Origin of the sequence: Acinetobacter sp. YH12095, assembly GCF_013419245.1 — a bacterium.
Lineage (GTDB): Bacteria > Pseudomonadota > Gammaproteobacteria > Pseudomonadales > Moraxellaceae > Acinetobacter > Acinetobacter towneri.
Map to the genome: position 1 here is coordinate 23,418 of NZ_VPAL01000021.1, position 14,319 is coordinate 37,736.

12 protein-coding genes and 4 tRNA genes are annotated in these 14,319 nt (G+C 42.1%); 12 read left to right on the top strand and 4 right to left on the bottom strand.

Going from position 1 to position 14,319, the window contains the following annotated elements; all coding sequences use genetic code 11:
- Nucleotides 1-130 precede the first annotated feature (130 nt).
- From trpA to FTU35_RS11815, 4 genes are read left to right on the top strand one after another with little or no spacing between them, the layout of a single operon-like run.
- Complete coding sequence (gene trpA, locus FTU35_RS11800; RefSeq protein WP_004976260.1) at nt 131-934, top strand: tryptophan synthase subunit alpha; 804 nt, start codon at nt 131-133, stop codon at nt 932-934.
- A complete protein-coding gene (gene accD / locus FTU35_RS11805; protein WP_154321038.1) occupies nt 931-1,827 on the top strand; it encodes an acetyl-CoA carboxylase, carboxyltransferase subunit beta in 897 nt (298 codons plus the stop codon). The genes trpA and accD overlap by 4 nt, the downstream gene beginning before the upstream one ends.
- Nucleotides 1,824-3,107: a bifunctional tetrahydrofolate synthase/dihydrofolate synthase gene (gene folC, locus FTU35_RS11810; protein WP_154321037.1), complete on the top strand. Its 1,284-nt coding sequence runs from the start codon at nt 1,824-1,826 to the stop codon at nt 3,105-3,107. Before accD ends, folC begins: the two co-directional genes overlap by 4 nt.
- Nucleotides 3,098-4,144 carry an SPOR domain-containing protein gene (locus FTU35_RS11815; RefSeq protein ID WP_373683427.1) on the top strand — a complete coding sequence of 349 codons (1,047 nt, stop codon included), beginning with the start codon at nt 3,098-3,100 and terminating at the stop codon, nt 4,142-4,144. Before folC ends, FTU35_RS11815 begins: the two co-directional genes overlap by 10 nt.
- A gap of 143 nt (nt 4,145-4,287) precedes the next feature.
- Here FTU35_RS11815 and FTU35_RS11820 read toward each other — a convergent pair whose 3' ends face one another.
- Nucleotides 4,288-4,929, bottom strand: coding sequence for a peroxiredoxin (locus tag FTU35_RS11820; protein ID WP_136144594.1), 642 nt, complete (start codon nt 4,927-4,929; stop codon nt 4,288-4,290).
- 338 nt (nt 4,930-5,267) lie between these two features.
- Between FTU35_RS11820 and secA the strand changes: the two genes are divergently transcribed.
- From secA to FTU35_RS11860, 8 genes are all read left to right on the top strand, one after another.
- A complete protein-coding gene (gene secA / locus FTU35_RS11825) occupies nt 5,268-7,982 on the top strand; it encodes a preprotein translocase subunit SecA (protein WP_154321035.1) in 2,715 nt (904 codons plus the stop codon).
- A 163-nt stretch (nt 7,983-8,145) separates the two neighbouring features.
- Nucleotides 8,146-8,505, top strand: coding sequence for a hypothetical protein (locus tag FTU35_RS11830; RefSeq protein WP_154321034.1), 360 nt, complete (start codon nt 8,146-8,148; stop codon nt 8,503-8,505).
- 195 nt (nt 8,506-8,700) lie between these two features.
- Nucleotides 8,701-9,921 (top strand): bifunctional glutamate N-acetyltransferase/amino-acid acetyltransferase ArgJ, encoded by a 1,221-nt coding sequence (argJ, locus tag FTU35_RS11835; RefSeq protein WP_096902401.1) that lies wholly within the window; start codon nt 8,701-8,703, stop codon nt 9,919-9,921.
- A 150-nt stretch (nt 9,922-10,071) separates the two neighbouring features.
- Nucleotides 10,072-11,139 (top strand): quinolinate synthase NadA, encoded by a 1,068-nt coding sequence (gene nadA / locus FTU35_RS11840; RefSeq protein WP_026438463.1) that lies wholly within the window; start codon nt 10,072-10,074, stop codon nt 11,137-11,139.
- A gap of 153 nt (nt 11,140-11,292) precedes the next feature.
- Nucleotides 11,293-11,369 (top strand) — tRNA-Pro (locus tag FTU35_RS11845).
- 46 nt (nt 11,370-11,415) lie between these two features.
- Nucleotides 11,416-11,492 (top strand) — tRNA-Arg (locus FTU35_RS11850).
- A 38-nt stretch (nt 11,493-11,530) separates the two neighbouring features.
- A tRNA-His gene (locus tag FTU35_RS11855) sits at nt 11,531-11,606 on the top strand.
- A 4-nt stretch (nt 11,607-11,610) separates the two neighbouring features.
- Nucleotides 11,611-11,687, top strand: a tRNA-Pro gene (locus tag FTU35_RS11860).
- A gap of 190 nt (nt 11,688-11,877) precedes the next feature.
- Here FTU35_RS11860 and FTU35_RS11865 read toward each other — a convergent pair.
- Genes FTU35_RS11865 through FTU35_RS11875 form a run of 3 tightly spaced genes read right to left on the bottom strand, consistent with a single transcriptional unit; the run spans nt 11,878 to nt 14,082 of the window.
- Complete coding sequence (locus tag FTU35_RS11865; protein WP_154321033.1) at nt 11,878-12,354, bottom strand: OmpA family protein; 477 nt, start codon at nt 12,352-12,354, stop codon at nt 11,878-11,880.
- Nucleotides 12,347-13,582 carry a diguanylate cyclase domain-containing protein gene (locus FTU35_RS11870; protein WP_154321032.1) on the bottom strand — a complete coding sequence of 412 codons (1,236 nt, stop codon included), beginning with the start codon at nt 13,580-13,582 and terminating at the stop codon, nt 12,347-12,349. The genes FTU35_RS11865 and FTU35_RS11870 overlap by 8 nt, the downstream gene beginning before the upstream one ends.
- Nucleotides 13,579-14,082, bottom strand: coding sequence for a YfiR family protein (locus tag FTU35_RS11875; protein ID WP_096902398.1), 504 nt, complete (start codon nt 14,080-14,082; stop codon nt 13,579-13,581). The genes FTU35_RS11870 and FTU35_RS11875 overlap by 4 nt, the downstream gene beginning before the upstream one ends.
- Nucleotides 14,083-14,319 lie beyond the last annotated feature (237 nt).

Genomic DNA, 14,319 nt, shown 5'->3' on the forward strand with positions numbered 1-14,319 from the left:
GCAAACAGAAATGCAGCAACCCATGCCTGTGCGCTATTCATTGAGTAAAAAATAGCGTTACAATGGGTCAATTTGTATTTCTACAATAGCAAATGTCTCAGTTTTAATCATTCAAGGAAAATACAACCCTATGTCACGTTTAGCCACACGATTTGCACAGCTTGAATCTCAACAGCGTAAGGCCTTGGTTTCTTATGTTATGGCAGGTGACCCTCATCCAGAAGTCACAGTTCCGTTGTTACATCAAATGGTCGAGGCAGGGGTAGATGTCGTTGAATTAGGTTTGCCGTTTTCAGACCCAATGGCTGATGGTCCAGTAATTGCCCTCGCTGCAGAGCGAGCGTTGGCAGGTGGAACCAATACGCTAGATGCTTTAAACATGGTCAAAGAGTTCCGTCAAAAAGATCAGGAAACTCCTGTGGTATTGATGGGATATTTAAACCCTGTAGAAGTCATTGGTTATGAAAAGTTTGTTGAATATGCACATGACTGTGGTGTCGATGGTGTACTTCTGGTCGATTTACCACCTGAAGAAGCCCAAGAATTTGATGAAGTCCTGAATAAATATGGGATGAATCAAATTTTCTTGTTAGCGCCAACTTCTACACCAGAGCGTATTCAATTTGTTGCAAACCAAGCCAGTGGCTTTATTTATTATGTTTCTTTGAAAGGCGTGACGGGTGCAGCAACACTTGATGTTGCAGAAGCAGCAACCCGCATCCAACAGATTAAAGCTGTAACCAACGTGCCTGTGGGTGTGGGTTTTGGCATCAGTGATGCTGCATCTGCCAAAGCAATGGGCGCGGCTGCCGACGCAGTCATTGTCGGAAGTGCTTTTGTAAAACAATTTGCGAGCTTAGCACCAGAACAAGCCGTCATTGCAACGGTTAATAAAGTGAAGGAGCTTCGAGCTGCGCTCGATGAGTTAGTATGAATCAAGAAGTGAAAACAGGGAAAATTCTAAGCCCATCGACGCCGTGGACTGCACGTGGTGTACCTGGTATTGAAACACCAGATGAGCAACAAGCGTTAAAAGCGATCTTTACTGAACCAACGATTGAATGTCCAGAATGTCATGCCTTGGTGACACGTACGGCAATGTCGTTCAACGCTTATGTATGCCCACAATGTGATGAACATTTACGTATGAAAGCGCGTGAGCGTTTAACTTGGTTCTTTGACCAAGTGCAAAACGAATTAGGTCAAGAATTCTCTGCCAAAGACCCACTCAAATTTGTAGACAGCAAAGCTTATCCTGAGCGTATGACTGAAGCGCAAAAGAAAACGGGTGAAACCGAAGCTTTAGTGGTGATGCAGGGCTTATTAAAAGATATGCCAGTCATTGCTTGTGCATTTGAGTTTGATTTTATGGGCGGCTCAATGGGTACCGTAGTGGGTGACCGTTTTGTGCAAGCTGCTGAACGTGCGATTCAGCAAAAACAACCGTTAATTTGCTTCGCAGCATCGGGCGGTGCGCGTATGCAAGAAGGCATGTTGTCATTAATGCAAATGGCGCGTACTTCTGCAGCAATTCAACGTATGAAAGAAGCAGGCTTACCTTACATCGTAGTATTAACACATCCTGTATATGGTGGTGTAACTGCATCATTGGCGATGCTGGGTGATGTACACATTGCAGAACCTAAAGCGATGATTGGTTTTGCGGGTAAACGTGTCATTGAGCAAACTGTACGTGAAAAACTGGAAGAACCGTTCCAACGTGCAGAATACTTACTTGATCATGGTGTGGTCGATCAAATTGTCCATCGTCATGCATTACGTGATACAGTTTATCGTATTCTTGCGAAACTGATGAACTTGCCTTGAACACAGCACCTCTTGCAACCGATGATTTAAACACATGGCTCAATTATTGGAGCCATGTTCACGTTACGGGTATTGATTTAGGTTTGGAACGGGTCATTCCCGTTGCAGAAAAATTGGGTGTAACCCATCCTAAAGCTAAAGTCATTACGGTTGCGGGAACCAATGGCAAAGGCTCAACCACAACCACTTTAGCGGCTATTTTAAATGCGCAGGGCTATCGGGTTGGGTTGTACCAATCGCCACATATTTACCGTTTTAATGAACGAGTCAAATTAGCAGGCGTCGAAATCGATGACCAAAGTTTGATTGATGCTTTTGTGCAAGTCGATCAAGCACGACGTGATTGCGATCTGAGTTTATCTTTTTTTGAGGCCACGACTTTGGCAGCCTTTGTGATTTTTAAAGCACGTGATTGCGATGTATGGGTGCTTGAAGTCGGTTTAGGTGGACGCTTAGATGTGGTCAATGTCGTCAATCCTGATGTGGCGGTTATTACCAATATCGGTTTAGATCATGTCGATTGGTTAGGCGATAGCATCGAAAAAATTGCCTATGAAAAAGCAGGCATTATTCGTCCTAACATTCCTGTCATTTTTGCAGGTCAGCAAGATTTGCCTCAAGCTATTCACGACAAAGCAGCAACCTGCAATGCACCTTTGTTTGTCTTGAATCGTGATTATTTTTATCGGGATATGCAAGATGGTCAGTCATGGATGTTTGCTGCATCGGGCTGCACCTTAAAACTTCCAACAGGCAGTTTAGCCCTCGATAATATTTCAACGGCTGTGGCAGCAGTCTTGCACAGTGGTTTAGAAATCACCCAAGACGCAATTGCACAAGGTATTCAAACGGCTAAATTGGCAGGACGTTTTGAAGTTTGTCAAATTCAGGGCAAAACTGTGATTTTTGATGCAGGACATAACCCGCATGGCGTTGAATTTTTGTTAAAGCAATTGCGCAATTTCTTAAATTACAATAAACAGTACACTGAAGTGGTCAGTGTTTTTTCAATGCTTGCAGATAAAGATATAAATTCTGTGGTTGAGTTGTTGAAAGATAGTGTCGTAATGTGGAAAATTGCCACATTAAATGTGCCTCGTGCGGCAGAGATCACGGTTTTGGATCAGGCTTTGCAAGGCGAAACAATACAACACTTCGACAGTATACAATTGGCTTTTAAATCAGCACTGGATGAAACAAAAAATAATCAGCTGATTTTGGTATGTGGATCATTTCATACCTTAGAAGCGGTATGGGAGTATTTGGAAGAATGTCAATGAATAACAAACAGCGCTGGATGGGTGGCGTTGTTTTATTAGGTGGTGGTGTTTTATTGGCAGCATTGCTTTTAAAAGGGCAAGAAGAAATACATCAAAATAATGTGAAAACCCCAAGCCAAGCCGAACAAGTTCAACATAAAAATGCCAATCAGGCAGAAATGGTGCAATTGCAGCCTTTAACTGTCGATGTGCAAACCGAACAGCGTCTGCTTGAAGAACAACGCCGTGCGCGTGAAAAAGCAGTGGCAGAGCAAGAAGCGCGTGCAGCTGAGTTTTTAGCAATGCAGCAACAGGCAGAAGCTGAAGCAGCGCGTAAAGCTGCAGAAGAATATGCTGCTTTAAATGCATTGCGTTCTGGTCAGCAGCAAAGTTCTGACAATATTCCGCCTGAATTGGTCGAAGATGAACAAGCCAAGCAAAAGCGTTTGGCTGAAGAAAAAGCCGCCCAGCAAAAGAAGTTAGAGCAGCAAAAGGCAACGGATGCCAAGAAAGCTGCTGAGTTAAAAGCTGCGCAAGAGCGTAGTGCTGCAGAGAAAAAAGCAGCAGATGAAAAGCGTTTAGCGGAAGAAAAACGCATTGCAGAAGAAAAACGTTTAGCGGAAGAACAACGCCAAGCCGATGCAAAACGTAAAGCTGAACAAGAGCGCAAAGCCGCTGAAGCGAAAAAAGAAGCAGAACGTAAGGCTGCCGAAGATAAGCGTAAAGCTGAGGAAAAACGCAAAGCTGAAGAAGCAGCCAAGAAAAAGACTGAAGCTGAAAAAGCACGTAAGTTATTGGAAGAAGGTGATAAGCAGTGGATGGTACAAGTGGCTTTGGCTGCTAACCAAGCCAATGCCGATGCTTTGGCGGCAAAACTGAAAGCCAAAGGTTATAAAGTCACCCAAAGTCCAACGTCTAAAGGGGTTCGGATTATGGTTGGGCCATCTAAAGACCGTGATGCTGCAGATGCAACCCGCAAGAAAATTACCGCAGACCCAAGTTTGAATATGAAATCTGCATGGGTGATTGACTGGGTACCGTTAGATAAACGCGACTAGATCATTCGATCAAAATGTTTATTAAAAAGGATTTAATCTTTTGGGTTAAATCCTTTTTTAATGCTGATTGAGTTTAGGCGTGTTTCAAATGCTTTGATTGTAAAAAGCCTATCCGAAGATAGGCTTGCTCATGTAACACTTAATTAAGTGCGGTTCGGTTGTTTGGTCAAACGTAAATAAGGCTTGATGGCTTTATATCCACTTGGGAAGCGTTCTTTAAGTTCCGCTTCATCCTGAATGGCAGGCACAATGACCACATCTTCACCATCTTGCCAGTTGGCAGGCGTTGCAACCTTGTAATTGTCAGTCAGTTGTAGTGAATCAATGACACGTAAAATTTCGTGGAAATTACGTCCTGTAGAAGCAGGATAAGTAATGATCAAGCGTACTTTTTTATTTGGATCAATAATGATTAATGAGCGGACAGTCAGTGTTTCGCTGGCATTCGGGTGAATAAAATCGTACAGGGTAGACACTTTACGATCTTGGTCAGCAAGAATTGGGAAATTAACCGTTGTATCTTGAGTTTCGTTAATATCTTGAATCCAGCCTTTATGAGATTCAGCATCATCTACAGAAAGTGCAATCGCTTTGACATTGCGCTTGCTGAATTCATCTTTCAGTTTTGCGGTATAGCCTAGCTCGGTGGTGCAGACAGGTGTGTAATCGGCAGGATGCGAAAATAGAATGCCCCAGCTGTCACCTAAAAATTCATAAAAATCAATTGGGCCTTCATTTGAATCTTGTGTGAAGTTGGGTGCGATGTCACCTAAGCGAATAGTCATTGTGTACCTCTGTCTTGTTTTGTTGTGTGATGTATGCGTACTACTATGCGCCATTCCTTTTGCAGAATTAAATAGTGTTTTTGTATGTGCTTATGAGTAATTTGAATATGGTGTGTCATTTTTATTGCATTTTCAAAATAGATTGATGTGTGATTGCTATATATCGTCCGCTCGAAATTTGTTACATTAACTGCTACTTAGCAGCGAGAAATGGCAAGTAGAGATTGGAATTTTTAATAGGTTTTTGTGCAAAACCCTTGTACTTCAAATTTCTAGCACCATAATAACCACTAAGAAAAACCTATTTATTTGACAAGCAAGATTTAGAGAGTTTATTCATGTTGGCAAGTCTGATCGGAGGAATCTTCGGTACTAAAAATGAGCGCGAACTCAAACGCATGCGTAAAATCGTAGACAAGATTAATGCGCTCGAGCCGACGATATCTGCCTTAAGCGATGCAGACTTATCTGCAAAAACCGAAGAATTCAAACAACGTTATAACAAAGGCGAAAGTTTAGATAAATTATTACCAGAAGCATTTGCAGTATGTCGTGAAGCCGCCAAACGTGTCATGAGCATGCGTCACTATGACGTGCAGTTGATTGGTGGTATTACCTTGCATGAAGGTAAAATTGCAGAAATGCGTACAGGTGAAGGTAAAACCCTAATGGGAACTTTGGCCTGTTATTTAAATGCTTTAAGCGGTCAGGGCGTGCACGTCATTACTGTGAACGACTACTTGGCACAGCGTGATGCCGAACTCAACCGCCCTTTATTTGAGTTTTTAGGTTTAAGCATTGGCATTATCTATTCCATGCAAGACCCGACTGAAAAAGCACAGGCTTATCGCGCAGACATTACCTACGGTACCAATAACGAATTTGGTTTCGACTACTTGCGTGACAACATGGTGTTCTCGCTGAGTGAGAAAAAACAGCGTGGTCTGACTTATGCCATTATTGATGAAGTGGACTCGATCTTAATTGATGAAGCACGTACCCCATTAATCATTTCTGGTCAAAGTGATGACTCATCGCAGTTATATGCAGCAATCAACACCATTCCGCCAAAATTGCATGCACAAAAAGAAGAAAAAGTAGCCGATGGTGGACATTTCTGGATTGATGAAAAACAACGTACTGTAGAAATGACCGAAATTGGTTATGAAACGGTAGAAAATGAATTAATTCAAATGGGTTTATTGGCAGAAGGCGAAAGTCTGTATTCTGCATCTAACCTGAATTTGGTGCATCACGTATCTGCAGCTATTCGTGCGCACTTCTTGTATCAACGCAACGTGCATTACATCATCCATGATGGTGAAGTGATTATTGTCGATGAAAACACAGGTCGTACCATGCCTGGCCGTCGCTGGTCAGAAGGCTTGCACCAAGCGGTAGAAGCCAAAGAAGGCTTAGAAATTCAGCCTGAAAACCAAACTTTAGCGACCACAACTTTCCAGAACTATTTCCGTTTATACAAAAAATTATCGGGTATGACGGGTACTGCAGATACTGAAGCTGCAGAAATGAAAGAAATTTATGGTTTGGATGTGGTGATTATTCCAACCCACCGCCCAATGATTCGTAATGACCAGAACGATTTGATTTATTTAAACCGTGCAGGCAAATACAACGCAATTATTCAAGAAATTCAGCGTGTGCATGAAGCGGGTGTAGCGCCAATTTTGATTGGTACCGCAACCATTGAAGCTTCGGAAATTTTATCGGACAAACTGCGTGAAGCGGGTATTCAGCACGAAGTGTTAAATGCGAAGCAACACGAACGCGAAGCTGACATCATTGCGCAAGCAGGCTCACCACGTGCGGTGACTATTGCCACGAACATGGCAGGCCGTGGTACAGATATTTTGCTAGGTGGTAACTGGAAAGCCCTGCTAGCCAAAATTGAAAACCCAACCCCTGAAGATGAAGCGCGTTTAAAGGCAGAGTGGGAACAAAATCACGACATGGTGTTAAGTTCAGGTGGCTTACACATTATTGGTTCAGAACGTCACGAATCGCGCCGTATTGACAACCAGTTGCGTGGTCGTGCAGGTCGTCAGGGTGACCCAGGCGTGTCACGTTTCTATTTGTCACTTGAAGATGACTTAATGCGTATTTTCGCAGGTGATCGTGTTGTAGCAATGATGCGTGCTATGGGCTTGCAGGAAGATGAAGCGATTGAACACAAAATGGTGTCACGCTCTATCGAAAATGCACAGCGTAAAGTTGAGGCACGTAACTTCGACATCCGTAAAAACTTGTTGAAATACGATGACGTAAACAACGAACAACGTAAGATCATTTATTCACAGCGTGATGATATTCTGGCAGAAAGCACGCTGCAAGACTATATTGAAGAAATGCACCGTGAAGTGGTCACAGGTATGATCGCCAATTATATTCCACCAGAATCGATTCATGATCAATGGGATATTGAAGGTTTAGAGCGTGCCTTGCGTGATGATTTGGGCATCGAATTACCAATTAACCAATGGCTCGAAGATGATCGTCGCCTAGATGAAGAAGCTTTAGTAGAACGTATTGCCGATGAAATTGTCACACGTTATCGTGCACGTCGTGAGCAAATGGGTGATGAATCTGCAGCGATGTTAGAACGCCACTTTATGCTCAGTTCACTTGATCGTCATTGGAAAGATCACTTGGCGGCAATGGACTATTTACGTCAAGGTATTCATTTACGCGGCTATGCGCAAAAGAACCCTGAGCAAGAATACAAAAAAGAAGCATTTAACTTATTTGTGAACATGCTGGGTGTGATTAAAGCTGATGTGGTCACTGATTTATCACGTGTACACGTCCCAACGCCTGAAGAATTGGCTGCCATGGAAGCGCAACAACAGGCACAGGCCGAAGCCATGCAGTTGAACCTTTCTCATGCCGATGTAGACGGCTTAACGGGTGAAACCTTTGAATCAGAACCGCAAGCGGTAGCTGCTGATCAAGCGGTGGTACCACCTGCAAGCCGTAACTCACCATGTCCATGTGGTTCAGGACTGAAATACAAGCAGTGTCACGGTAAAATTTAAGTTTGATGAACTTTGCAAAGCAGAACTTCGGTTCTGCTTTTTTATCGCATTTTGGCTTAAAACTTTGTAGCAATAGTTTTGCAAGATGTGTATAGCATTTGCAGATTTTGGAATTAAATGCTATTTAGTTGCACATGCAATATATCCATACGTGGAACAAAAAATGAAAAAAGTATTACAACCTTTAATGATTGTCGCACTTAGCTTGCCAACGTTGACCTTTGCGAATGCTACAGCGACAACGACCACTGCTGCAAAAGTTCAGGCTGCTGTAGGACCCACTACAGCACAGGCTCAAGTGGATAATGGTCACGTGACTGTGGCAAGCCCACGCACAGGTATTCGTTATACCTTTGCCAATCCAGATCAGCGTCCAATCGTGTTGCATACTGCAGCGATTGCACCTGCGAATGCTGCCAATGTAAATCGTATTGTGGCTGCAAATCCTGCTTTATCTGCAGCAAGTCAAGAACGTGCAAAACAGGCTTTATTGGGTGAAACCGTGGTTGCGACTACGCCATAATCCAAATAGGCTCAATCAGTATAATTTTAGTTGCTGATGCATTACACTGAAGATTAAAACCAGTCCATACGGGCTGGTTTTTTATATATGACCTTGTGTATTAACAAAAGTTGAGTCAAGCAGGGAGGATGCTCGATTTTTTCTTCAATTTCCACTAAGCTGTGACATTCTCAAATTTGTACTGGAAATTTCAAAATGGCAGTTGGTGACGTCTCTATGCCACACATGCATGTGGTCAAAGGTGTAAAAATTGGTTCAGCAGAGGCTTATGTGCGTTATCAGAACCGACGTGACCTGGTTATTTTTGAATTTGCAGCAGGCTCAAATGTAGTGGGCGTATTTACTCAAAACGCATTTTGCGCTGCGCCTGTGCATGTGTCCAAAGCACATTTAGCTCAAGGCAATCCGCGTTATTTGGTCATTAATACAGGTAATGCCAATGCGGGTACAGGCAAATTGGGTATGCAAAATGCAGAAATCACCTGTGCCAAATTGGCTGAATTGGCAGGTGTATCTACCCAAGAAGTTTTGCCATTTTCTACAGGTGTGATTGGTGAGCAATTGCCGATTGAGCGCTTGGTTGCTGGTTTAGCGCCTGCGCTGGCATCGTTACGTGAGGATGCTTGGCATGATGCTGCGACAGGTATTATGACCACAGATACCACGCCAAAAGGTGCATCTGAGCAGTTTGAGTTAGATGGTATTACTTATAGCATGACAGGCATTTCTAAAGGTGCAGGTATGATTCGCCCAAATATGGCGACCATGCTTAGCTATGTTGCAACCGATGCACCAATTCAACGTGACATCTTGCAGCAATTACTCAAACACAGCGTAGAACAATCGTTTAACCGTATTACTGTAGATGGCGATACCTCGACCAATGATTCATGTATCTTGGTGGCGACAGGTCAGGCGGGTGGCACTGAAATTTGCAGTGAAAATGACCCGCGTTATGCTGTGGTATTAGATGTTTTGAATCGTGTGATGTTGCGTTTGGCACAACTGATTATCCGTGATGGTGAAGGTGCAACAAAATTCATTACGGTACGTGTTGAAGATGGTGACAATACCCAAGAATGTTGTGATATTGCGTACAGCATTGCACATTCACCATTGGTAAAAACGGCCATTTTTGCCTCAGATCCAAACTGGGGGCGTATTCTTGCTGCAATTGGTTATGCAGGCGTGCCAAATTTAGACGTTGAAAAAATTCAGGTTTGGTTGGATGATGTGCAAATTTGCAAAGATGGCGGTGCTGCTGCCGACTATACCGAAGCAGCGGGCGCGCGAGTCATGGCACAAACCGAAATGACCATTCGTGTAAATTTAGGACGTGGTCAAGCGACAGATACAGTCTATACTTGTGACTTGTCTTACGATTATGTCAAGATCAACGCGGATTACCGTTCGTAAAAATTCAAATTGAGTGATAAAGCCTCCGTTGTGAGGCTTTTTTAGCATTCAATCGGCAAAGGGCTGGTGAATGAGTAAATTGCCCCCATATCATCAGTGACTTGAGTAAGCTTGTGTTCGGGCAAGCATGAAGATAGAGAAGACGTTGTTATGAATGATGCGACCAATTTAATTGCCAATGAAGCCAAATCAATTGTGCAGGCGCATTTAGATCGCTTGGGTGAAACCAAAGAACATCATTTGAGTGAGCAAGCCAAGCAGGAAAAATTTGCGCAAATTAAAGCAGAACTCGAAAAGCACAATGCTGTCTTGGTTGCCCATTATTACTGCGATCCTGAAGTACAGGAACTGGCTGAATTAACAGGTGGCTGTGTTTCGGATTCACTGGAAATGGCACGTTTTGGTCGTGATCATGCGGCAACCACGTTGGTCGTAGCTGGTGTAAAATTTATGGGCGAAACTGCCAAAATTTTATCGCCAGAAAAAACCATTCTTATGCCAACTTTAGAAGCGACTTGTTCGCTAGACTTAGGTTGTCCTGTCGATGAGTTTAGCCGCTTCTGTGATGCGCATCCTGATCATACAGTCGTGGTTTATGCCAACACGTCCGCTGCGGTAAAAGCGCGTGCAGATTGGGTCGTTACCTCAAGCTGTGCGGTTGAAATTATTGAACATCTCGATAGCTTAGGTGAAAAAATCATTTGGGCGCCAGATCAGCACTTAGGACGCTATATTCAAAAGAAAACTGGCGCAGATATGCTGCTTTGGGATGGTTCGTGTATTGTGCATGAAGAATTCCGTTCACGCGGTATAGCCAATATGAAAGCCATGTATCCGGATGCAGCAGTTTTGGTGCATCCAGAATCACCAGAATCAGTTGTTGATGTAGCTGATGCGGTGGGCAGTACCTCGCAACTTATTCAAGCGGCAAAAACTTTGCCACACGAGCGTTTAATTGTGGCAACAGACCGCGGTATTTTCTACAAGATGCAGCAAGCTGTACCAAATAAAATTCTAATTGAAGCACCAACTGCAGGTGAGGGTGCAACCTGTCGTTCATGCGCACACTGCCCGTGGATGGCGATGAATGAATTGGATGGAATTTTGCATGTATTGCAAACAGGTGATCAAGAAGTATTCGTTGAACCTGCCATGGCAGAACGTGCTAAATTACCACTAGATCGTATGTTGAATTTCAGTGCGAGCTTAAAACGCTAAAATTGATTGAAAAATATCAAAAATGCTTGATAAATATACGGTTGAAGCTTTTTTTTAATTTTTTTTAAATATAGGTGTTGACGTCTTCGGGCGTCGCGCCTAGAATGCACACCGTACCGCACGATGTGCGATACACAAAAAGCTGAGATGAATCGGAGCATAGCACAGCCTGGTAGTGCACCTGGTTTGGGACCAGGGGGTCGTAGGTTCGAATCCTACTGCTCCGACCAATTCTTCAAGGCAACGTATCGCATGATATTATGTATCATCGGTCATGCGCCTGTAGCTCAGTTGGATAGAGCATCCGCCTTCTAAGCGGATGGTCACAGGTTCGAATCCTGTCAGGCGCGCCATTTTTTGGTAGCTTGGTATAAAAGAACCAAACATGATGGTGGATGTAGCTCAGTTGGTAGAGCCCTGGATTGTGATTCCAGTTGTCGCGGGTTCGAATCCCGTCATTCACCCCAATTTCGGAGCATAGCACAGCCTGGTAGTGCACCTGGTTTGGGACCAGGGGGTCGTAGGTTCGAATCCTACTGCTCCGACCATTTTCTAAATAGAACAGATGCTAAGTATAAATGGTCAAGTCAATAAAGATACCGCGTTAAGCGGTTTTTTTATGCCTGAAATTTGTGAAAGCCTTGTTAGGTTTAAAATTGGCTTCATATTAGTTATTGGTCGGCATAAAAAAGCCTCAAGAATGAGGCTAAAAATAAGAAAGTTTTAGTGTCTTTTTTATTAAGGCACAATCGTCACATTGACGCGTCGGTTGGTGGCACGATTTGCTGGTGTGTCATTGCTTACCATTGGTTGTGTTGCACCGCGCCCAATCACCTGAATATTTTTTCTTTCAAAACCTTGATCTAAAAAAACCTGAGCCACATTTTGGGCGCGTTTTTCAGAAAGGGTTTGATTGTAGCTGGCTAAGCCTAGGTTATCTGTGTGACCAATAAACTTGAGTTTATCCAAGTCATATTTATGCAGCTGTTGTGCCAATTGGTTCAGGCGTTCTTTTTGGTTGTTTTGAATGGCGTATTCATCAAAACCAAATAACAAGCGTTCAGGCAGGGCTAAAGTCCAGCCATCATCACTTAAAATAAAACCTTCTTGTTTTAGCATGCGTGCCTGCTTATAGCTGACATTCCCTAAACTCATGCAAGCACTGAGTGAAACCATAACAAAAATAAGTGTACCGATCAGAACTTTTTTAAGCATAAGGAACCTGTTTATTGTTTGATTGAGGTGAAATATACCATTTTGATTGATCACGTTTGGCTTTGAGCATTGCGCGATCGACATCGGCAATTAAATTTTCAGGAGTTTTGGCATATTCAATCAATGCTACGCCAATACTGACATTTAGGGAAACTTGTTGCTGTTCATACCTAAATGTAGAGCCATAGCACGCATGAATCTTTTGACAATAACCCTCTAATTCTGAAGTGGAGTGTGAGCCAGTTAAGATTATTGCAAATTCATCGCCACCTAAACGCGCAACAAACGCATGTGAGGGCAAAATCTGAATTAGACAATGCGATGAATCACGCAAGATATTATCGCCAGTCAAATGCCCAAATTGGTTATTGATTTGGTTAAAGTTATTAATATCTAAAAAAAATACTGCGGCCGTAGCAGAAGGCTGGGTAAATAGCTTAAACAGTGTTTCATAAAAATAATTACGATTTGGTAGCTGCGTTAAATTGTCGTATTGTGACTGAAATTGCAGTTTATGATTTTCGACCAATAAATTTTTATGGGATTGTTCAATTTCATTGAGTAAGCCATTAAAGGCATAACTCAGTTCATGAAGTTCTTGAATATCTGAACTTGAAACGTGCAGCTTATAATTTTTTTGTGCACTGATCTCCTGTGCCGAGCTGACAATAGAACTTAAAGATTGCATGAGATATTGATAAATTGAATTAATTGACCAAAACACAGCAATTAAAAGCAAAATAAAACCGAAAATTAAACCTAAAACGATTTTATAAAAGAAACTAACCAAGTCACTAGAGTTTCCATACACCACCAGTTCGCCATAGTTTTGCTGATCATGGTCAATACTCAGCCGAACAGGATGATTAAAAAACAGATAGTCCAATAAAGCCTGAATTGAAAAATGCTCTAGACCTTGCTGTTCAATAAAGGCAATACGTGTCTGTTTAGGTGAGCGTACTTCAATTGAACGAATAGAATAACGCTGCGTATGTTCAGACAGAATTTTGTTGAGCGTCATTTGATCATTAAAAACCACTGCAGGCTGAATGCGTTCATTTAATGCTGCAGATAAACTTTGCAAACTATTTTTTGCGAAGGTGTTCATGGTGTAGGTTGAAATGACCAGAAAAATCATTGAACAAATTGTAAAAGTCAGAGCAAAGATAGTGAGTTGTGCGCGTGTGAATAATTGATGCAAGGTAATTGGAGTGTATAACTGCTTCATGAGTTTGACTCCGATGTTTTTGCAAGCAGTAATACACGCGGATCAATATGCACTTGAGATTGAGTCAAGCTTTCCATGTTGACTTTAAAAGCATAGTTATCATTTTTTTTATAAAGACAAAAAGCGCTGCCAGTTTCACATTCCAGATTGTTTAAACTAATAGATAGGGCTGGAAATCGAACTTGAGTATTTAAGGTATGTTGTTCTTGTGCAGCAGAAAGCGTAGAAAAAATTAATATTTGACAATTACTTTTAGATATTTCATGGCTTTGAATGGGTTGAATGTCATATTTATTATGTAATGGGGCATGTTTTTTGAATTGTTGTGCAATATTATCTTGATTTACAACACAAAGTTTGGGCGTGCTAGCTTGCCATTTTGCATACGCTAAAATGGAGAATGTAGTGTTATAAAGATTTGATGCAGGTGCAGCATACAAAATAGGTGTTTGCATTGCTACAAATGACAGCAAGGTTATTATTTTTAAATTTTGAGTCATTTCAACACAACACGAATGAACATTAAAGTAGTGTAGCTAATATTGGAAAATAAGCATACTGCTAATTTTGAGCAAGAATGATACAGATCTAAATGATTTTGCCGAATAAATAACCGTTCGGACTAAAAAACTGATAAAACTTAAAAAGAGGGGTTGCATGGCGAAATATTTGCCCTATAATGCACATCCATCGGCGGTGATGAAGATTAAAACTTCTGATAAAACAATGACTTGATT